At 70.3% G+C, this 19,703-nt stretch carries 21 protein-coding genes; 7 read left to right on the forward strand and 14 right to left on the reverse strand.

Annotation, left to right across the window (positions count from 1 at the left end; translation table 11 throughout):
• Positions 1-3: 3 nt before the first annotated feature.
• Genes G6N30_RS18670 through G6N30_RS18680 form a run of 3 tightly spaced genes read right to left on the reverse strand, consistent with a single transcriptional unit; the run spans position 4 to position 2,116 of the window.
• Positions 4-657, reverse strand: a complete 654-nt coding sequence (locus G6N30_RS18670; protein WP_134057911.1) for a L,D-transpeptidase family protein — start codon at positions 655-657, stop codon at positions 4-6.
• A gap of 35 nt (positions 658-692) precedes the next feature.
• Positions 693-1,517 carry an SRPBCC family protein gene (locus G6N30_RS18675; RefSeq protein ID WP_234880269.1) on the reverse strand — a complete coding sequence of 275 codons (825 nt, stop codon included), beginning with the start codon at positions 1,515-1,517 and terminating at the stop codon, positions 693-695.
• On the reverse strand, positions 1,517-2,116 hold the full coding sequence (locus tag G6N30_RS18680) for a helix-turn-helix domain-containing protein (protein ID WP_134057913.1): 600 nt from the start codon (positions 2,114-2,116) through the stop codon (positions 1,517-1,519). The genes G6N30_RS18675 and G6N30_RS18680 overlap by 1 nt, the downstream gene beginning before the upstream one ends.
• 60 nt (positions 2,117-2,176) lie before the next feature.
• Between G6N30_RS18680 and G6N30_RS18685 the strand changes: the two genes are divergently transcribed.
• Positions 2,177-3,667 carry a bifunctional phosphatase PAP2/diacylglycerol kinase family protein gene (locus G6N30_RS18685; protein ID WP_134057914.1) on the forward strand — a complete coding sequence of 497 codons (1,491 nt, stop codon included), beginning with the start codon at positions 2,177-2,179 and terminating at the stop codon, positions 3,665-3,667.
• On the opposite strand, the gene G6N30_RS18690 is transcribed toward G6N30_RS18685, so the two are convergent.
• Both G6N30_RS18690 and G6N30_RS27010 read right to left on the reverse strand, forming a co-directional pair.
• Complete coding sequence (locus G6N30_RS18690; RefSeq protein WP_134057916.1) at positions 3,621-4,283, reverse strand: phosphatase PAP2 family protein; 663 nt, start codon at positions 4,281-4,283, stop codon at positions 3,621-3,623. The genes G6N30_RS18685 and G6N30_RS18690 overlap by 47 nt on opposite strands.
• Before the next feature lie 22 nt (positions 4,284-4,305).
• Positions 4,306-4,548: a hypothetical protein gene (locus tag G6N30_RS27010; protein ID WP_179965493.1), complete on the reverse strand. Its 243-nt coding sequence runs from the start codon at positions 4,546-4,548 to the stop codon at positions 4,306-4,308.
• 60 nt (positions 4,549-4,608) lie between these two features.
• On the opposite strand from G6N30_RS27010, the gene G6N30_RS18700 reads away from it, so the two are divergent.
• Positions 4,609-5,091 carry a hypothetical protein gene (locus G6N30_RS18700; RefSeq protein ID WP_134057918.1) on the forward strand — a complete coding sequence of 161 codons (483 nt, stop codon included), beginning with the start codon at positions 4,609-4,611 and terminating at the stop codon, positions 5,089-5,091.
• 20 nt (positions 5,092-5,111) lie between these two features.
• Here G6N30_RS18700 and G6N30_RS18705 read toward each other — a convergent pair whose 3' ends face one another.
• On the reverse strand, positions 5,112-5,534 hold the full coding sequence (locus G6N30_RS18705) for a PPOX class F420-dependent oxidoreductase (RefSeq protein ID WP_134057920.1): 423 nt from the start codon (positions 5,532-5,534) through the stop codon (positions 5,112-5,114).
• Between the two features lie 127 nt (positions 5,535-5,661).
• Here G6N30_RS18705 and G6N30_RS18710 point away from each other — a divergent pair, with 127 nt between their 5' ends.
• The 4 genes from G6N30_RS18710 (at position 5,662) to cysC (ending at position 10,758) form a co-directional block, all read left to right on the forward strand.
• Positions 5,662-7,059, forward strand: a complete 1,398-nt coding sequence (locus G6N30_RS18710; RefSeq protein ID WP_134057922.1) for a sulfatase family protein — start codon at positions 5,662-5,664, stop codon at positions 7,057-7,059.
• A gap of 66 nt (positions 7,060-7,125) precedes the next feature.
• Positions 7,126-7,929 carry a trehalose 2-sulfotransferase gene (stf0, locus tag G6N30_RS18715; protein ID WP_134057923.1) on the forward strand — a complete coding sequence of 268 codons (804 nt, stop codon included), beginning with the start codon at positions 7,126-7,128 and terminating at the stop codon, positions 7,927-7,929.
• Positions 7,926-8,846, forward strand: coding sequence for a sulfate adenylyltransferase subunit CysD (gene cysD, locus G6N30_RS18720; RefSeq protein ID WP_134057925.1), 921 nt, complete (start codon positions 7,926-7,928; stop codon positions 8,844-8,846). Before stf0 ends, cysD begins: the two co-directional genes overlap by 4 nt.
• A 40-nt stretch (positions 8,847-8,886) precedes the next feature.
• On the forward strand, positions 8,887-10,758 hold the full coding sequence (gene cysC, locus G6N30_RS18725; protein WP_163687949.1) for a sulfate adenylyltransferase subunit CysN: 1,872 nt from the start codon (positions 8,887-8,889) through the stop codon (positions 10,756-10,758).
• Here cysC and G6N30_RS18730 read toward each other — a convergent pair.
• A complete protein-coding gene (locus G6N30_RS18730; RefSeq protein ID WP_134057929.1) occupies positions 10,755-11,519 on the reverse strand; it encodes a trans-aconitate 2-methyltransferase in 765 nt (254 codons plus the stop codon). The genes cysC and G6N30_RS18730 overlap by 4 nt on opposite strands.
• A 126-nt stretch (positions 11,520-11,645) precedes the next feature.
• On the opposite strand from G6N30_RS18730, the gene G6N30_RS18735 reads away from it, so the two are divergent.
• Positions 11,646-12,842 carry an alpha/beta hydrolase family protein gene (locus G6N30_RS18735; protein WP_134057931.1) on the forward strand — a complete coding sequence of 399 codons (1,197 nt, stop codon included), beginning with the start codon at positions 11,646-11,648 and terminating at the stop codon, positions 12,840-12,842.
• Here the strand turns inward: G6N30_RS18735 and eccE are convergent.
• The 7 genes from eccE to G6N30_RS18770 are packed head-to-tail and all read right to left on the reverse strand — an operon-like array spanning position 12,835 to position 19,690.
• On the reverse strand, positions 12,835-13,764 hold the full coding sequence (eccE, locus tag G6N30_RS18740) for a type VII secretion protein EccE (RefSeq protein WP_134057933.1): 930 nt from the start codon (positions 13,762-13,764) through the stop codon (positions 12,835-12,837). The genes G6N30_RS18735 and eccE overlap by 8 nt on opposite strands.
• A complete protein-coding gene (gene mycP, locus G6N30_RS18745; protein ID WP_134057935.1) occupies positions 13,761-15,131 on the reverse strand; it encodes a type VII secretion-associated serine protease mycosin in 1,371 nt (456 codons plus the stop codon). Before mycP ends, eccE begins: the two co-directional genes overlap by 4 nt.
• On the reverse strand, positions 15,128-16,543 hold the full coding sequence (gene eccD, locus G6N30_RS18750) for a type VII secretion integral membrane protein EccD (protein ID WP_134057937.1): 1,416 nt from the start codon (positions 16,541-16,543) through the stop codon (positions 15,128-15,130). The genes mycP and eccD overlap by 4 nt, the downstream gene beginning before the upstream one ends.
• Positions 16,525-17,403, reverse strand: coding sequence for an ESX secretion-associated protein EspG (locus tag G6N30_RS18755; RefSeq protein WP_134057938.1), 879 nt, complete (start codon positions 17,401-17,403; stop codon positions 16,525-16,527). Before G6N30_RS18755 ends, eccD begins: the two co-directional genes overlap by 19 nt.
• 36 nt (positions 17,404-17,439) lie before the next feature.
• Positions 17,440-17,727 carry a WXG100 family type VII secretion target gene (locus tag G6N30_RS18760; protein ID WP_134057939.1) on the reverse strand — a complete coding sequence of 96 codons (288 nt, stop codon included), beginning with the start codon at positions 17,725-17,727 and terminating at the stop codon, positions 17,440-17,442.
• 45 nt (positions 17,728-17,772) lie between these two features.
• Positions 17,773-18,066: a type VII secretion protein EsxS gene (locus tag G6N30_RS18765; protein WP_134057940.1), complete on the reverse strand. Its 294-nt coding sequence runs from the start codon at positions 18,064-18,066 to the stop codon at positions 17,773-17,775.
• Between the two features lie 49 nt (positions 18,067-18,115).
• Complete coding sequence (locus G6N30_RS18770; RefSeq protein WP_134057942.1) at positions 18,116-19,690, reverse strand: PPE family protein; 1,575 nt, start codon at positions 19,688-19,690, stop codon at positions 18,116-18,118.
• Positions 19,691-19,703: the final 13 nt, after the last annotated feature.

Raw genomic sequence — 19,703 nt, forward strand, 5'->3', positions numbered from 1 at the left:
CAGTCACTTCGCGATCGCGATCAGCGCACCCGGTCGCAGCCACCGCATGATCCCGACGAGCGTGCCGTCGTCGATGGCCACGCATCCGGCGGTCGGGCCGCCGTCGGTGGAGTGCACGAAGAACGCGCCGCCGTTGCCCGGGACGCGGGCCTTGTTCACCCCCATCACCACCGCGTGCCGGTACTGCGGAATGTCGAGGTTCTCGGTGCCGGCGCTCAGTGACGTGTTGAAGCGGCACTGCTCCTTCTTGCACACCTGCATGGTGTTGTAGGTGGGGCTCGTCATATCGCCGTCCCACCAGTGGTCGGGCCCTACCTGCACGTAGGGCAGACCGCCGCCCGGGTTGGGTTCGGTACCGAAGGCGAAGTCGAGGGTGAACACCCCCATCGGAGTCTTCATCTCCCCGTCGTGGGTCTGCGGCGCCATCCCCTTCGCGCCGATGAACGCGGGGATGCCGACGCCGATCGGCTGCCACCCCGCCCCGGCGCGCTGATAGACGTCCATCTTCGCCGACGAACCGCCAACGCCGACAACGGAGATCACCTGGGTGGCGCCTCCGACGGAGGATGCGAACCACGGGGCGGCGGCGCGTGCTGACGGCGCGCCGGCCGCGATGACCAGCGCGGCCGTGCACAGCAGGGTCGACAGTCGACGCATCCCACCCATCCTCGGCGGCACGCCTCTCGGTCACGTCAACGTTCGGACACGATCGGGTCGCGACCCACCGTGCGGTGCAACCACTGCGACCACGCCTGCTCGTGAGCCGAAGCATTCTCGGCGGCGTCCTCGCCGTAGAGGTAGAGACACACCATCGTCCGCGCCGCGTCACCCATCGCGTACGCACCGATCACCGCGATTCCGGGGCCCGGCCGGTCGACCTTCAGCATCACGTCGCGACCTTCGCGGGTCTGGTGGATCAGCTCCACCACGCCGGCCAACGGTGGTGCGCCGTCGCGGGATTCGCATCGCTGCCCGACGTCGGTGCCTGCGAGAGCCAGTCCCGAGGCGAGACGGGACCATCCGTCGTCCACACCGGCCGGGCATTCGGCCATGGTTCGCACGGTCGCGGCCGGTTGTCCCGCGAACTCGCGCAGATAGACCCGCAGCACTTCGAAGAAGATGCGCCAGCCGCCCTCGAAACCCTCGAGTTCGTCATTCCAGTCGTCTGAGTCGGTGAACAGGCTGTGCACCATCCGCACCACGCACCGGTCGCCGCTGCGACTGGTGATCGTGATCTCGGTGGCCAACGGTCCCGGTGACCCGGTGCTGCTCCAGTCCCGCTCCTCATAGGTGAGTCGGCGCGGCGGATCCCACCCGGTCACGACGCCTTGCTGTGCGAGGCCGCCGCCGAAATCGAAGTGCAGTTCCCCGCCTTCTCGTTCCTCGACGGCGGTGGGAGTGAACCAGCCGGTCATACCGGGTCCGGTGGCCATCGCGTGCCACACCTGCTCCGGTGTGCCAGGGACGAGGTACTCCATCTCGACCCAGCGTCGGCCGTCGTCTGCGTGTATCGGCATCAGTGGCCCTCTCTCGTAACGGTTTTCGGCAGCGGGTACGCGGCCAGCAGCAGCCGGTGCGAGCGGCCGTCGGGGGCGGTGTCGTCGTGGTAGCGCGCCGCCAGCGCCGTGACGGCATTCGATAGTTCGCGCGTGAAGTCGGCGCGGTCGGCTGCGCTGCGGAATCGGATGACGGTGTCGATCGACAGTGTCGCCAACCGCCGGTCCTTGGCGCGCGCCTCCCGCCACAGGTCGCCGACCTCCCGCACCGCGCGCGCGGCCATCGCGATCAGATAGCTGGCGGAGAGCCGGTCATGGGCGCGTCCGGGATCGGCGCCCGCCGCGCCGAGCGCACCGGGTGACACCACATACGACGCGGACGTCGCGACGAGGAGGCGTTCGGTGAGCCCGCCCCACTTTCGTTCCCCTGCGGCCGTCACGAGGCGGTGCTGTTCGAGCGCCCGCAGGTGGTAGTTGACTTTCTGCCGGGTGATGCCGACGCGAGCCGCCAACGCAGCCGCCGAGGCCGGTTCCGCCAGTTCCGAGAGCAGGCGACTGCGCACCGGATCGAGCGCCACCATCGCGACGGCGGGGTCGGAGATCACTTCCACGTCGAGCACACCGTCATGCTCACCCTTGACAATAATTTTTGTCAATGGGTTGGCAGTTAAGTTGGCGGTATGGACCTGCGCATCCGACGCCGCGGTAGTGGCCTCCGACAGATCGGCAAGGGCCTCGGCAGCCTGGACCGCGAGGTGTTCGAAGCCGTCGCGAACTCACCGAGCCCACTCCTCGACGCCACGATGCCGCGGCTGACGAGGGCCGCCGACCATTCGAAACTGTGGTTCGCCCTCGCCGCGGTGCTCATGGCCGTCGGCGGACCGCGCACGCGGCGCGGCGCCACCCGCGGGGTGCTGACGCTCGCCGTGACGAGCCTGGTCGCCAACCAGGGCGCCAAGCGCATCTGGAAGCGGGCGCGCCCCAGTTACGTACTCGTGCCGCTGGCGCGGCGCGGCAAGCGCTTCCCGACGTCCAACTCCCTGCCGTCGGGCCACTCCGCCAGCGCCGCCGCGTTCGCGGTTGGCGTCGGATTGGAAAGTCCCCCAGTCGGTTTGGCCATGTCGCTGCTCGCCGGGCTGGTCGGGCTGTCCCGGGTGGCGACCGGCGCGCACTATCCCGGGGACGTCTTCGCCGGTTTCGGGCTCGGTGCGGGCATGGCGGTGATCGGCGCCCGGGTGGTGCCGCCGACGACCCCGACGAAGCTGCCGACGGCCGCACCGCTGCGGGTTCCCACACCGCCGCGGCCCGACGGCGCCGGCGTGGTGCTGGTGATCAACCCGGCATCCGGCGGCGGCAACGGCGCCCGCGTGGTCGAAGACGTGCGCGAAGCGCTGCCCCGCGCCGAGATCGTCGAACTCGGCGAGGGCGACGACCTCGAACGGGTGCTGCGCGAGGCTGCCGGCCGCGCCGAGGTGCTCGCCGTCGGCGGGGGCGACGGCACGGTGGCGTCGGCCGCGGGGATCGCCAAGGAGTCCGGAGTGCCGCTCGCGGTGTTCCCCGGCGGAACGTTCAACCACTTCGCCAAGGACATCGGCTGCGACTCGGTGGCCAAGACCGTCGAGGCGATCAGGACCGGCTCGGTGGCCTGCGTCGACCTGGTGTGCCTCAACCAGGAGCACATGGTCATCAACACCGCGAGCATCGGCGCCTACCCGCAGTTCGTGCAGACCAGGGAGAAGCTGGAGCACAAGATCGGCAAACCGCTGGCCGGGCTGTACGCCATGTTCCACACGCTGCGCCGGGCAGAACCGGTGCGCATCCAGTACGACAACGAGACACTGCAGACGTCGCTGTTCTTCCTGGGCAACTCGACCTATCTGCCGTCGGGTTTCGCGCCCGCCCAGCGGCACCGCATGGACGACGGGCTGCTCGACGTCCGGATCCTGGAGACCGGACGGCGGTTCAGCCGGGTGCGCATCCTCACCGCGCTGATGCTCGGCCGGTTGACGCGCAGCCCCCTCTACCACGAGATGCGCGTGCCCGAGTTCACGTTCACCGCCGTCGACGGGCCGACGGTACTGGCGTGCGACGGGGAGATCGGCCAGGAGGTCCAGACGGCGAGTTTCAGCGCGCAGTACCGAGTGCTGCCGGTGTTCCGGCCACTCGACTGACGCGCGGCGGGTACAGCAGCAGACACCCGACGAAGTAGGCGTAACCCAGCGCCCAGCCCGCCACCACGTCGGATGGGTGGTGGACGTTGAGCACGACGCGGCCCGCGCCGATCGTCAGGATGACCACCACTCCCACCGCGATCGCCCAGCCGCGCGCCGCGGGGCGCACCATCGGCAGCAGCACGACGAGATACGCAGGCACACAGACCATCAGGCCCATGGCGTGACCGGACGGAAACGACGACGACAGTGCGTCCACCAGGGCGGTGCTCGGCCGTGGCCGGTCGGCGAACGCCTTCGCGAGCACCAGCACCAGCCCGCACAACTCGACGGTCAGCACCAGGAACACCGCGGTACGCACATGGCGCCTGACAAGTGCGACGACGATGACGACGACGCCGACGAGCCGCAACACCGTCGGCCCCAGCACCGTGCAGTAGACGTCCCAGGCCCGCACCCAGCCGGGGTGGGCGGCGCCGAAGCGGTAGCAGGCCTCCAGTGCGGCGCTGTCCATGGCCGTCACCCAGCTCCAGCGTTGCGTGTAGCCGATCCACATGAGCGCGAACACCGCCGCGGCGAGCACCGCCGAACCGATGAGCCACTTGCGGTTGGGCATCACGCCTGTCTACCAGTCGGCGTCACGACAGCAGGGTCAGCGCCGCCGGCCAATGCGGTCGAGACCACCCGCCCGCGCGGACACCTCCCGCGCCGAGGATGTCCGAGCCCGGCCAGTGGTGGGTTTGTGCGGCCGCGAGCGCTTTGCCGAGATACGGCGTCCACTTGGCCCACAGCAGTCCGGCCACGAGTACCACGAGGGTGAACCCGACGCCGATGCACACGGTGCGACGGGACACGACCTCGCCGTCGGGGTGGGTGACCATGGCGGAACGCTAACCGACGCCCCGATCGTGATCTTGGCGCGACGATTACCCTCACTTCCCATGGCGCTACTGCTTCGCAAGCTCTTCCGCATCGGCAAGCTGCCCGAAGAGCTGCGCGTCGGGCTGGAGGCCGAGGGCATCGTGCACCTGGCGGAGTTCGTCCCGGTCACCCGCCGATTCACCGGCTCGATCCCCGGCAAACGGGCGACCGGCAGCGTGTCGAGCTACACCGGCGCCCTGGTGTTGACCCATCGACGGGTGCTCGCCACGCTGTCGACGGTGCCGAAGCTGGCGGGGCGCACGATCGATCAGCCCTTCGACGCACCGGCCGCGGGTCCCGTCACCGCCGAACTCTCCGCGACCGGGCTGCGCATCGAGGTCGACGTCTCCGCCGTCGACCCCCGGTGCAAAGGCGAACTGTCCCTGCACTACAAGACCGACATCCCCGAGGGCATCCTGCTCGGCCTGCCCACCCGGCAGTTCGCCTACAGCGTTCCGCCCGAGTGGGTGTTCCGCGCCGTCGGTGTGATGTACCGCCCCTGAGGTCGAGCGGCGGGCCGGCGTCAGTTCGCGAGGTCGAACGCCACGATCACCTTCGTGGGGGTGATGCGAACGACCAGTTCGCCCGGCACCCCGTTGCGGCGGCCGAACTCCTCGGCTCGGTCGGCGCCCATGTATCGGCCGCCGATGCGGGTCGCGGTGTCGAGGAGTTCGGCCGGATCCTCACCGGCCGAGGCGATGCCCTGCACCTGGACGAACGAGTAGGGCGGCTGCTGATCGTCGACGCAGACGACCACCCTGGGATCGCGCCGCAGCGCACGCCCCTTCGCGGTGTCGCGGCCGGTGTTGAACACCAGCTGTCCTCCGTCGACGATGAACCAAACCGGCGCGACGAGCGGCCTCCCGTCCGAAGCGACGTACCCGAGCTTGCCGGTTCGGGTGCCCTCGGACAGGAATGTGACCACCTCGTCGGAGAACTCGTCCATTCGACGAGCCTAGAACCGCGGCGGGCGAACGTCGGCCGAACGGCGCGAAGTTCGCCACCACAGATAAGTTGCATCTCATGAGCCGAACACTTGCCGAACGCGCTGTGAACCGCTTCTGTGGAACAGCGTGACCGGACAAGAACGCGCGACATCTCCGCAGCGCGCCAACGTGCTGATCGTCCACTGGCACGATCTCGGCCGCTACCTCGGCGCCTACGGACACGCCGACGTGCAGAGCCCCCGCCTCGATCGGTTCGCCGCCGAGAGCATCCTGTTCACCCGGGCCCACGCCACCGCACCGCTGTGCTCACCGTCGCGCGGGTCGCTGTTCACGGGCCGCTACCCGCAGGGCAACGGTCTGGTCGGGCTGGCGCACCACGGCTGGGAGTACCGCAGCGGTGTCCGCACGCTACCGCACGTGCTGTCCGAGAACGGGTGGCACACAGCGCTTTTCGGTATGCAGCACGAAACGTCGTATCCCGGGAAGCTGGGCTTCGCCGAATACGACGTCTCCAACTCCTACTGTGAGTACGTCGTCGAGCGCGCCACCGAATGGCTGCACCACGCTCAGCAACGACCGTTCCTGCTGACCGCCGGTTTCTTCGAGACCCACCGCCCCTACCCGCGCGAACGCTACGAACCCGCCGACGCGGACACCGTCACGCTGCCCGACTACCTGCCCGACGACGACGAGGTGCGTCAGGACCTCGCAGAGTTCTACGGGTCCATCACGGTCGCCGACGCCGCGGTCGGCCAGCTGCTGGACACGCTGGAGGCCACCGGTCTGGACCGCAGCACCTGGGTGGTCTTCATGACCGACCACGGCCCGGCGCTGCCGCGGGCGAAGTCCACGCTCTACGACGCGGGGACGGGCATCGCGATGATCATCCGGCCACCGCGCGACGCGGGCATCCCTGCCGGCGTCTACGAGGACCTGTTCAGCGGCGTCGATCTGCTGCCCACGCTGCTCGACGTACTCGGCGTCGACGTCCCCCCCGAGGTCGACGGGCTTTCGCATGCCGACAATTTGCTGGGCGGCTCGGATAAAACGCGGGAAATCCGCACTGCGGTCTACACGACGAAGACCTATCACGATTCCTTCGACCCGATCAGGGCCATTCGCACGAAGGAATACAGTTACATCGAGAATTACGCCAACCGACCGCTGCTGGATCTGCCGTGGGACATCGCCGAAAGCGCCCCGGGCCGCATTGTCGGACCCCGCGCGAGCACGCCACGACCGGAGCGGGAACTGTACGACCTGCGCGCCGACCCGACCGAACAGCACAACCTGCTGACGTCGGAGAACAAGATCAACGCCGAGACGATCGCGGGTGATCTCGCGCTCCTGCTCGACGATTGGCGCGTCAAGACCAATGACGTCATCCCGTCTGATTTCGCCGGCACGCGGATATCCGATCGCTATACCGAGACCTATCTGCGAATTCACGGGCGGGAAGTCACCAGTCGCTCGGCCATCGCGGCCGAGCGGGGAATCGAAGACGAGCGCCGCCCGGCGCAATGAATAAACTCACCGTGAACGTAAACGCCCCGTAGGCAGCGGAATTGCGTTGCGGTTAGGCTCATCCGCATGCCTTCCCAGCCCACGGCATATCTGGTCCTCGCCTCGCAGCGCAGCGGCAGCACGCTGCTGGTGGAGTCACTGCGCGCCACCGGCGTCGCCGGTGAACCACAGGAGTTCTTCCAGTACCTGCCCAAGACCAGCCAGGCGCCCCAGCCGCGGGAGTGGTTCGCCGACGTGGACGACGAGTCGATCCTTCGCCTGCTCGACCCTCTCGACGCGGGGACGCCCGATCTCGCGCCCGCGACGATCTGGCGGGACTACATCCGCACGGTCGGCCGCACCCCCAACGGCATCTGGGGCGGCAAGCTGATGTGGAACCAGACGCCGCTGCTGCTCGACCGGGCCAAGGACCTGCCCGACCGCACCGGCGACGGCCTGCTCGCCGCCATCCGCGACGTGATCGGCAGCGATCCGGTGCTGGTGCACGTGTACCGGCCCGACGTCATCTCCCAGGCGGTGTCGTTCTGGCGCGCGGTACAGACCCGGGTGTGGCGCGGCCGGCCCGACCCGGTGCGCGACGCACGGGCGGAGTACCACGCCGGGGCGATCGCCCATGTCGTGAGAATGCTGCGCGCCCAGGAGGAAGGCTGGCGCCGATGGTTCGCCGAGGAGAACGTCGAACCGATGGAGGTGCCGTATCCGGTGTTGTGGCGCAACCTCACCCAGGTGGTCGGCGACGTCCTCGAGGAGCTCGGCCAGGACCGCCGGCTGGCGCCCGCGCCGGTGCTCGAGCGCCAGGCCGACCAGCGCTCCGACGAGTGGGTGGATCGGTACCGTGCCGACGCGGAGAAGGAGGGGCTGCCGACATGACGACCGCCGACCTCGACGCCCTGCGCGTCGACGAACTGCGGCTGCTGGAAGCCGAAGCCGTGCACATCATCCGCGAGGTGGTCGCCGAACTCGAGCGTCCCGTCCTGCTGTTCAGCGCCGGAAAGGACTCGATCGTCCTACTCCGGTTGGCGGAGAAGGCGTTTCGTCCCGCACCGCTGCCGTTCCCGGTCATGCACGTCGACACCGGGCACAACTTCGACGAGGTGATCGAGTTCCGAGACCGCCGCGTCACCGGACACGGCCACAAACTGATCGTCGCCTCGGTGCAGGAGTCCATCGACAACGGACGCGTGGCCGATCCGGGGCCTGGAGCCTCACGCAACCGTCAGCAGACCCGCACGCTGCTCGACGCGCTCGAGGCCGGCGGTTTCGACGCGGCGTTCGGCGGCGCCCGCCGCGACGAGGAACGCGCGCGGGCCAAGGAGCGCATCCTGAGTTTCCGCGACGAGTTCGGGCAGTGGGATCCGCGCGCCCAGCGGCCCGAACCGTGGTCGTTGTACAACGGGCGCATCAAGAAAGGCGAACAGGTCCGGGTGTTCCCGCTGAGCAACTGGACCGAACTCGACGTGTGGCGCTACATCCAGCTCGAAGACCTCGAGCTGCCTTCGATCTACTTCGCCCACCAGCGTGAGGTTTTCGAGCGCGACGGCATCCTGTTGGCGGTGTCGGAGTACGTGCGGCCGCAGGACGGGGAGACCGCCGCCGTCGAGTGGGTGCGCTACCGCACCGTCGGTGACCTCACCATCACCGGCGCGGTCCGGTCGCAGGCCACCGACATCGAGCGCGTCATCACCGAGATCTCGGCGGCGACGGTGTCCGAGCGCGGGGAGACTCGCGCCGACGACCGCACGTCGGTCGCCGCCATGGAGGACCGCAAACGCGAGGGGTACTTCTGATGGGGCGAGCGGAGCGCAGCGGAGCGACGGGGGGGAAATGATGGCACCGCAGAACACCACCCGCCAGCTGCTGCGGATCACCACCGCCGGTTCGGTCGACGACGGCAAGAGCACGCTGATCGGCCGGCTCCTGCACGACACCGACAGCCTGCCGCTCGACCACCTCGAAGCCGTCACCGACGACGAGGGCATCGCCGACCTGGCCGCGCTGTCCGACGGTCTGCGGGCCGAACGCGAGCAGGGCATCACCATCGACGTCGCCTATCGGTTCTTCTCCACCGCGAACCGCAGCTACATTCTTGCCGACACCCCCGGCCACGAGCGCTACACCCGCAACATGTTCACCGGGGCGTCGAACGCCCATGTGGCGGTGCTGCTGGTCGACGCCAGGGCCGGGGTGCTGCGCCAGACCAACCGGCACGCCCGTATCGCGAAGCTGTTGGGCATCAAGCACTTCGTCGCGACGGTGAACAAGATCGACCTGGTCGACTTCGACGGCGACCGGTTCGCCCAGGTACACGGCGAACTGCGCCAGATGGCGGCCCGCCTCGGCGGACTGGACCTCACGGTCATCCCGATCGCGGCCAAGCACGGCGACAACGTCGTACACCGCTCCGCGCAGACCCCCTGGTACGACGGTCCGACGCTGCTGGAATACCTCGAAGGCGTGGAACTGGTTGCACCACAACCGGAACCGGCCAAGCTGCGGCTGCCGGTCCAGTGGGTGTCGCGGCCGACCGCCGACCAGCGCCGCCGCTATACGGGCCGCCTGTCGGCCGGCACTTTGAGCGTCGGCGACACCGTGGTCAGCCTGCCTGCGGGCACGCGCTCGACGGTCACGGTGGTCGACACCCTCGACGACGCCCGGCCCACCGCCGTGGCCCCGCTGTCGGTGTCGATCGAGCTGGCCGACGACATCGACGTGGGCCGCGGCGACGTCTTCGTCAGCGGCGCCGACGATGCCACGCTGCCTGTACTGGCCCGCGAACTCGACGCGACGGTCTGCTGGTTCTCCGACACCCCGCTGCGCGCCGGCGACCGGCTGGCGCTGAAGCAGGGCACCCGCACCGTGCGCGCCACGGTACAGGCCCTGCACAGCCGGCTCGATCCCGAGACACTCGACGAGTTCGACAACCCGGTCGAGCTGGTGCTCAACGACATCGGCTCGGTCACGCTGCGCACCAGTTCGGTGGTGGTGGCCGATGCCTACGCCGACAACCGGGACAGCGGTGCCTTCATCCTGATCGACGAGTCGAGCAATGACACCGTCGGCGCCGGCACCATCCTCGAACCGCGCGAAGTCACCCCCGGGGCACAGACCCGCAACGACATCCGTTGGCATCCATCGTCTCTGGACCGCACCCACCGTTGGACGTCGACCGGGCAGCGCGGTGCCACCATCTGGTTCACCGGGCTACCCGCGTCCGGTAAGTCGACGATCGCCGTCGCGGTCGAACGCGCGCTGGTGGAATCAGGCCAGGTGGCCTACCTCCTCGACGGCGACAACATCCGGCACGGACTGTCCGACGACCTCGGCTTCTCCGCCGGGGACCGGGCCGAGAACATCCGCCGCGTCGGCCATCTCACCCGGTTGTTCGCCGATGCGGGCGTCGTCGCGCTGGCCTCGCTGGTGTCGCCGCTGAAGTCCGACCGGGAGATCGCCCGCACCCTCAACGACGCGGCGAAGCTGCCGTTCCTCGAGGTGTACGTGGCCACCCCCGTCGAGGAGTGCGAAAAGCGCGATCCGAAGGGGCTTTACGCGCGGGCCCGCGCCGGTGAGCTCAAGGGGCTGACGGGGGTGGACGCGCCCTACGAGCCGCCTGAGGATCCGGACCTGGTCCTCGACACGACCGGTGCGGACATCGCCGATCTCGTCGCGCAGGTGATCGACCTGCTCAACAGCAGGCGTTAGCCGGTCCGGGCGACCACGAACACCCGGCGGAACGGGAAGAACGTCCGCCCGTCCGGCCGCGCCGGATACGCCTCGTCGAGCAGCGGGATCAGCTCGGCACGGAAGTCGTCCCACTGTGCGTCGGTCAGCCGGCTCCGCACCGGCCGCAGCGCCGTACCGGTGATCCAGTCGAGGACGGGATGGTCACCGGTCAGTTCGTGGACATAGGTGGTCTCCCAGGCGTCGACGGTGCATCCGGCGTCGGTGAGCAACCCGGCGTAGCCCGCCGGTGTCTCGACGACGTTGTCCGCCGCGAACGGGATGCCATGCAGCAGCGCCGCCCACGGTTCCTCGTTCGCCAATCGCCGCACCGATTCGTGCGACGGGGCGTCGAAGTTCCCGGGCACCTGCATCGCCACCCACGAGCCGGGTGCGAGCGCCGCGGCCCAGCGGGTCAGCAGCTGCGGATGCTCGGACACCCAGTGCAGGGTGGCGTTGCTCAGCACGACGTCGGTATCGGGCTGCGGCGTCCAGTCCCGCACGTCGCCGAGTTCGGCGTCCACTCCCCGTTCGCGGGCCGCCGCGACCATCTCCGGGGAGTTGTCCCACGCCTCGATGACCGCCGACGGCCACCGCCGACTCAGGGTGGTGGTGAGATTGCCGGGGCCGCAACCGAGATCGACGACGCGGCGTGGCGCGTCGGCGCCGATGCGCGCCACGAGGTCGACGAACGGCCTACCGCGATGGTCGGCGAAGGACAGGTAGACCTCGGGATTCCACATGCGCCCAGTCTGGCACCGCCGACTGTGTATTTCTGGCGCCGAGTGTGCCGCGAAGGTGCGATCCGGGCGGCTTTCTCGCCCTGAGGACACACTCGATCTGGGGTTTGCGGGCTACCATCGGCTTCGATGACGTCACCCGCCGATCCGGTCGATCCGCCCGTCCCGATCCTCGACGTGCCCGGCGGCGACGCCGGAAAGGGCGGGCTGCCACGGCGGGCCGACCTCACCGCGCGCCAGCGCCTGATCGTCGACGCCTCGGCCACCGCTGACGTCGCGTTGCGCACCGCAGTCGCCTCGATGGTCGCTGCGGCGATGCTGCCGTCAGTGCTTGCCGCCGCGCTGCGCCCCGCCACCACCCGCGCCGACGCCGAGCACCTGCGGTTCTACGGCGAACTCGCCGCCGCCCAGGATCCGCAGGTGTCGTTCCCGGCCCCGACCGAGCCGCCCCGCATCTTCTCCCGGCCGGCGAATCCGGTCGCCGAGTGGACCGCGCACGGCCGCGTCCACAACATCCGCTTCCGCAGCAGTTTCGAGGCGGTCAACCCGGCCCTGCGCGAGCGCGGCCGTGGTTTCACGCGAAACAACGTCGTGCACGCCCAGCACTGGCGCCACGACGACGGGCCGCATCCGACGCTGTGCGTCATCCACGGGTTCATGGGTTCGGCGTACCTGTTCAACGGCCAGTTCCTGTCGCTGCCGTGGTTCTACCGATCCGGCTACGACGTCCTGCTCTACACCCTGCCGTTCCACGGCCGGCGCGCCGAGAAGCACTCCCCCTACAGCGGATACGGCTACTTCGCCAACGGGTTCGCCGGCTTCGCCGAGGCGATGGCCCAGGCCGTCCACGATTTCCGGTCCCTCGTGGACTATCTCGAGTTCACCGGTGTCGACCGGGTCGCGGTCACCGGGATCTCCCTCGGCGGGTTCACCTCCGCGCTGCTGGCTTCGGTGGACGACCGGATCCAGGCGGTCATCCCGAACGTGCCGGTGGTGACCCCGGACCGCACGGTCGACGAATGGTTTCCCGCCAACAAGCTGGTGGCCCTCAACCGCCGGATCGCCCGCATCGACCCGGAGCTCGAGGCAGCGGCGTCGCGCTACCCGTCACCGCTGAACTATCCGCCGCTGGTGCCGCGGGACCGCCGGTTGATCATCACCGGACTCGGTGACCGGCTGGCGCCGCCCGAGCAGGCCGAACTGCTCTGGGAGCACTGGGATCGGTGCGCATTCCACTGGTTCCCGGGCAACCACCTGCTGCACGTCAGCCAGCCGGACTACCTGCGCCGCATGACGCGCTTCCTGCGCGACTTCATGTTCAGCTGACGGCGGCCGGGGCGCCGTGCGCGACCGGCCAGCGCAGCCCGTGCAGGACCTCCTCGGTGACCGGTACGGGATGCCCTTCGAGCCGCTCGACCGACAGCGGATGCAGCGTCTCGACCGCAGGCCGGTGCCTACCGCGCTGGGGTGTCAGGCCGGCCAGCGGCGCCCGGGCTTTCGGCTTGTCCTCGGTGAGCAGCGTGCAGCCCACGATCACCTCGAGATGCTTTGACGTGCCCACGATGTCGAGGGCCGTCCACGTCTCGGCCGACGGCTGCGCGGCCACGGCGGCGAGGGTGTCGGCCAGCTGCCCGTCGACGCTCACCCGGTAAGCCGCGACATGACCCTCGTCGCTGCGCAGACCGCGCCACGTCTCGCGCGCCGACGGCGGGGCGGGCGACGGCGCCTCGTCGACCGGGGTGACCGTCCAACCGACCTCGCGCAGGTGGTCGGTGAGCCTGCGGGCGGCGATCTCGGTGGTCTCACGCAGCGGCAGGTGGGCCGAGCGAGCCTGAAGCGCCGCCAGATTGTCTTTCGCGCCGACGGTCAGCGCGATCCACGTCGTCCGCTCGCCCGCGACATCCCTGCTGACGACGCGGACCTTGTGCGCCCGCACCCCGTAGCGGTCCACGTATCCGGCGAGCAGCGCAAGCGGCAGATCACCCGAGGGTGCGCTGTCGACGCGCAGTGCCACCGTGGCGTACTGCGCGGGCGCGTGGCGGCTGTGGCCGCCGCGTCGGTTACGCAGCAGTATCGCGATGCGGCGCCGCACGATGTCGGTCACGAAAAGCCCACGCCACCATGCGAAGAGCACGACGACGACGGCGATGGACACGCCGAGCACCCATCGCTCGGCGGTGGTCGGCCACGGGTAGGCCAGCGCCGCTGGGATGACGAACAGCAGCGCGAGGGTGATCCGGGCCGTCATGAGGCCTCGTCCTTTCGTCGTCGGGCCGCCACAACGGCAGCGAGCACCGTGACGGCCAGCGCCGCGGTGCCGATCAGGGCGACCGTGCGGGGTGTGTGGTCGGGTGCCGGTGGAACCGGCGGCGCAGCTATGGGTTTCGCGTTCACCGTCACCACCGGCTCGGCGGGGATCTCCCAGGTGAGCGCGGCGACCGGGTCGACGCTGCCCGCACCCACCACGTTGGAGGGTGACCGCGCGCCGCCATGCGCGGTCGTGGTGAGGCGCTGCACCACCTCCTCGGCGGTCAGTTCCGGGAATCGGCTGCGCACCAGCGCGGCCACCCCGGAGACGTAGGCGGCCGCGTAACTGGTTCCGCTGACCGGGAACAGCTCGTTGCGGTCGTTGGGCAGTCCGTTCGCGAGCCCGCCGTCGGGGCCGTTGCTCACCGACGTGATGTCCTCACCCGGTGCGGCGATGCCGACCCACGGACCGGACATCGTGAAGTCCGAGGGTTGTCCCGTCGTGGTCAACGACCCGACGGACAGCACGTAGGGCTGCCACCAGGACGGGATCGACACAGACGTGACACCGGCCCAGTTGCGGGGATCGTCCGGCCGGCTGAGGTCGGCGGGCGGATTGGCTTGACAGGCCGTTCCGGTACTCGTGCCGGCGCGGTTGTTGCCCGCCGCGGCCACGATCACGGCGTCCTTCTCGCGGGCCGCATAGCGCAGCGCCGCACCGAGTTCGGTCTGGTCGACGCTCTTGGTGGCGGGCAGGCAGCTCACCACCGAGATGTTGATGACGCGCGCGCCCAGATCGGCGGCCCGCACCACCGCCCGCGCGAGGCTCGCGACGTCGGCTGCGGCGCGCGACACCACCGGGTCCTCCCCCGGGTTCACCGGCGCGAAGCGGGGCGAGTTCTGGCGGATCGAGACGATGCGCGCGGCGGGCGCGACCCCGGAGAAGCCGTCGTCACCCGGCTGACCGGCGATCAGGCCGGCGACCAGCGTGCCGTGTCCGTCGCAATCGGTGAGCCCGTCGGTCGAGCCGAGGTAGTCCCCACCCGGGTCGACGTTGGGCAGGCGCGGGCCCGGTGTGACGCCGGTGTCGATGACGGCGACCGTCTGGCCTTCCCCCCTGCTGTGCCGCCAGGCCCCGGACAGGTTGAGCGCCAACTGGCTCGGGCTGGCCGCGCGGGGGTCACTACCCGGCAGCACACCGCCGACGACGCAGTCACCGCGCTGCGCCATCGGCTGCACCGGCCCGGCGCTGCCCGACGGCGGAGGTGCCCCGGGGTCCACCTCCGGCGGGCTCACCGCCACCGCGGACGGCGCGCCGAGCAACACGACCGCAGCGGTGACGGCCAGCAGGGCGAGAGGCCGGATCACCTGTTGAGCACCCAGCTGAACAGTCCGACCAGATAGGCCATCACCGGGATCAGCGAGGCGTCCACCCCGGCCGCGGCGAAGCCCACCAGTCGGCGCATCGGCAGCGAGTACGTCTCGGGCGAGGCGATCGACGGGTTCAGCGCCACCACGACCAGGACCGCCACCAGCGCCACCGCGGCCGCGAGCGCCCACCAGGCGGCGTCGTACCGGTCGGTCGCGGCGAAGAGCACGAGCAGCGCGACGGCGAGCAGGAACGGGTGGGCCAGCAGCCAGGCCTTGCACGGCGCCGAATCCCACACCCGGGCGCGCAGCACGGCCCCCACCGCGGCGGCCGCCACGACGTACCACTCCCAGCGGGACCCGTCCTGCTGGCCGACGAGGACCAGGGACCCCGTCACGCTGAGCAGCACACCCGCGGCGAGGAATCCGGTCTGGTGCGACTGGCTCATCCGCACGCGGCGCGGTAGATCCTCGAGCACGCGCAGCGGCTGCGCCGACGGCGTCGGGTCACCGGGGGCGGGGATCACCGGCAGCGGGAACCGGGCCCACATCGCGGACAGCTGCGCGGCCTGCACGGTCACCAGCAGCCCGATGAGGATGAGCAGGCAGCCCAGCACGGTCTCCGACAGCGTCCACACCGTCGCCGTAGCGGCGGCCACCAACACCCCGAAACCCGTTGCGGCCGTGGTGGTGAACAACGCGACGGCGCGGTCACCGGTGGTCAGGCTGATGACCGACCACGCGGTGACACCCGCCGCGGCCAGCAGTATCTGCGCGGCGCCGAAGTCACCGGGCACCGCGAGCGCGAACGCGGCGGCCACCGGGGGCAGCGCGGCGATCGCCAGCGCGCTGCCCAGCGCCGGTGAGGCGGCACGGGTGAGCAGCGATCCGAGCACCGCCACGATCGCCGCGGCGCACACCACGATGAGCCCGAGCGCGTCCTCGGTCACGATCCGGTGCGCCACACTCAGACCCGTCGCGACCAGGATCAGACCAATCGCCGCGATGGCCGCCGCCCGCTTGATGTGCCAGGGGCCCCAGCGCTTGTCCTGCGCGGCGGAGAAGATCACCGCGGCGTCCGCGATGTCCTCGACGATGCGCGGTGCCGCCGGTCCGGCGGGGACGGGTTGCAGCGCGAGCAGGTCGCCGTCGACCACACCGACGGTGTCCAACGTCGCGTCCAGGCTGAACGGCGCTCCCCCGATCGGGGCCAGACTCAGCCTCGCCGGTCGGGACGCCGAATCGTCCCCGTCCTGGCCGTCGTCGTGCGGGCGCGCCATGCGCTGCACCGCAGGCAGGATCTCGCGCAGCGGCAGGTCGGCCGGCAGCGCCATCTCGGTCAGGCGGCCGCCGTCGTCGCCACCGGCGAGCACGGCCACCCGCACGATCGGCATCACAGTGTTGTCGGACATTGTCGTGTTCTCGGTTCTCTCGTGTCTCGGGTATCGAAGTCTCGGATGAGGTGCAGGTCGGGGAACCAGGCACCGCTGGGTAGGGATCCGGTCAGCCGCTCGACGGCCGCGGCGATGGCGAACGGGGTGCCGGGCGCGAACGTCGACACCCACTCACCGTCGAACGCCCGGGTCGGGCTCACCAGGACCCGGCCCTCGGTGGTGTCGACGATGCTGGCCCCCACCTGGGTGCTCACCCGGTGGCCGTCGCGGTGTTCGCCCGCCACGATCTCGACATAGGTCCGCGAGGTGTCGAACGCCGCCTCGACAACCGGTCGCGCCGACGGCGGGATGCCGAGGAAGTCCAGCACCTCGGCCAGCGGCGCACCCTGTCGGATCCGCTCGTCCGCGCGGGCGCCGACGTCGGTCGGCAGCGTGAACTCCGGGAACCGGGCCGGCGGCCGCTGCGACAGCCCGGCGCAGAGCACCGGCACCAGGGCGTGGGGGTGGTCGATGTCCATGCGGGTGAACGTGACCAGCGCACCGCTGCGCAGCGCGACGACCGTCCGCCCCGCACGGCGCGCCACCACACCGCGCAGGAGCGCACCCCGTCCGGAGACGAACCGCACATCGAGCCACTGCTCGGCGCGGCACACCACCCGGATCCAGTCGGCCACCCCGGGATCGATCGCCCCGTCCTCAGCCGACAGCACACCGAGCGCTTCGAGCTCCGCGACCGTCTCCGCGGCGAACGGCGCCCGATCCGCCTCGTGGCGGTACGGCGGGGTGATCGCCAGCACCCATGGCAGCGATCCCGCGCCGATGGTGTCGGCGACGAACCACGCCTGGGCGGCGGTCAGTTCAACGGCGTTCGGGCCCACTGCAAACCGATACAAACCCAGCCCGGCGTGAGGCGCTCAGCCCCACTTGGCGCCCTCGGCCTGATCCCGGGCGCTCATCGACATGGTGTTGGCCTCGTGGGTGCTCGCCATCGCGCGGTAGGCACGGACGAGTTCCTCGAGGCTGGCGTTCCACTGTGCCTGCCACGCCTGGTAGGTGGTACCGGTGTCGCCCTGCCAGGCGCCGGCCAGCGCGGCCTGCTCGGCGGCGATGTCGGCGCCGACGGCGTGCATGGCACCCGCGTAGCTCGACATCTCGCCCGCGTGCGCCAGCATCGCCGGGTAGTTGTACATGATCTGGGACATGGAGATCTCCTGAGTCTTGTGCGGCTTGGCTTTTGGCGGAGTACGTCAGATGGCGGTGTAGGTGCTGGCGGCCGACGCGTCCTCGGCCACGTAGGTTCCGGCGGCGTCGCCGAGGTTGGCCTGGGCGATGTCGAGCAGGGCGTTGACCTTCGCCGAGACCTCGATGAAGCGGGCGTGGGCGGCCTGGAAGGCGGCCGACGACTCGCCCATGTGGAAGGCCTGGGCGGACGTCGCGGCCTGTTCGGCCTGCGCCATCGTGCTACGCATCAGCGCGGCCTTCGTGCCGAAGGCGGCCTCGGAGGCGACGATCTGGGGGATGTGGGCGTCGAGCATGCTCATGGTTGTTCCTTTCGTCGTGCGGAAAGATGTGGGGCTACAGCGTTTTCGATCAGGTGCGCGATCCCCCTTCCGGCTCCTCGCCGGTCGGCCCCGGCTCGCCGTCAGGGTTCCAGCCGCCGGGCAGCATGGGGCTGACCGGTCCGGACCCGAACGCATCCGGGGACAGGGTCGTCAAGCCGGTCGCCCGGGCATCGGCCGTGGGTGCGGTGCCGGTGAACCCCATCGGGCCGGCACCGCGCGTGGACGCCGCCACCCGCGGCTCGTCGACCGGCGGCTCGTCGGGATCGTCTTCGTAATCCATGTACGCGTCGGCGTATCCGCGGCCCTTCACCTCGGCGACCTTGCGGCGCCTGCGTTTCCGGCGGGCTGCGGCCGACGCCGCCGCCGCTGCGGCCGCGGCGGCCGGGATGTCGCCGGCGGGCGCCTTGGCGCTGGCGGAGTCGCGCAGGGTCGGCGTGAACCCCTCACCGGGATCCGCGCCGCGCACCGCGTAGGGCACCAGCGGTGCGGCCGCCGACGCGGCGGGGGCGGGAGCAGCCGGTGCGGCCGCGGTGCTGCCTGCCGGGGCCGGGGCGGGCGCCGCGGGCGCGCCCGCGGGAATCCCGGCGACCGGGAACACCTGCGGTTCCGGCCGCGAAGAAGCCGGTGCGGGCGCCGTTTCCGGCTGGGGCGCGGGCGGTTCCACGAGTTCGGGTTTGAGGGCGTCGATGATCAGCACCAGCCCGGCGATGCCCAGCGGGATGAGGGCCGCGAGCAGGAACGGAGAGGCGAAGATCATCGCCCAGGTCGGCCACCCGACCAGGTTGGTGAAGACCTGATACGCCACCGCCGTCAGCAGCGGACCCCACGTCACCAGCGCCGCAGACGGATTGGTCATGAAGTCGTTGATCAGGGTCTGCAGGTTGCCGAGCGGATCACGCAGGAAGTCGATGATCTCCTGCCCGCCGGGCACGTTCTGCAGGTACATCTCCAGCAACTGATTGATGCTGTCGGAGATGTTGAGCGACGAACCGGATTCGGCCGCCTGGGCCTGCGCGCCGACCTGCTGCATGGTCGCCATCGTCTGACCCGCCTCGCCGACTCCGGGCGCCAGCAGGAAGGGTGCGGGCGCCGTCGTCGGAGTGGCGGCCACCGCGGCACCGGCGACGGCCTGATAGGTGCTCATGGTGGTGGCGGCCTGGATCCACATCCGCACGTAGTCGGCTTCGGTGATCGCGATCGGAATGGTGTTGATACCGAGGAAGTTCGTGGCGAGCAGGACCGCGTGGGTGGCGTGGTTGGCGGCCAACTCCCCCAGTGTCGGCATCGTGGCCAGCGCGGTGCTGTAGGCGACCGCGGCAGTTTCGTGCTGCGCTGCGGTTGCCGCGCTGTTCACGCTGGCCTGCGCCAGCCACGCCAGGTACGGGGTGTGCGCCGCGACGTACTGCTCGGCGCTCGGGCCTTCCCATGCGCCGGCCTGTACTGAGCCGAGTACACCGGTCAGTTCCGCTGCGGCTGAGGCGTATTCGGCGCTCAGCGACTGCCAGGCCCCCGCCGCGGCCAGCAGCGATCCGGGTCCTGGGCCGCTGGAGAGCAGTGCCGAGTGGACCTCGGGTGGCAGGGCCATCCAGATGGGGGCGGTCATGACGGGGCGAGCG

Source organism: Mycolicibacterium litorale, assembly GCF_010731695.1.
Classification (GTDB): domain Bacteria; phylum Actinomycetota; class Actinomycetes; order Mycobacteriales; family Mycobacteriaceae; genus Mycobacterium; species Mycobacterium litorale.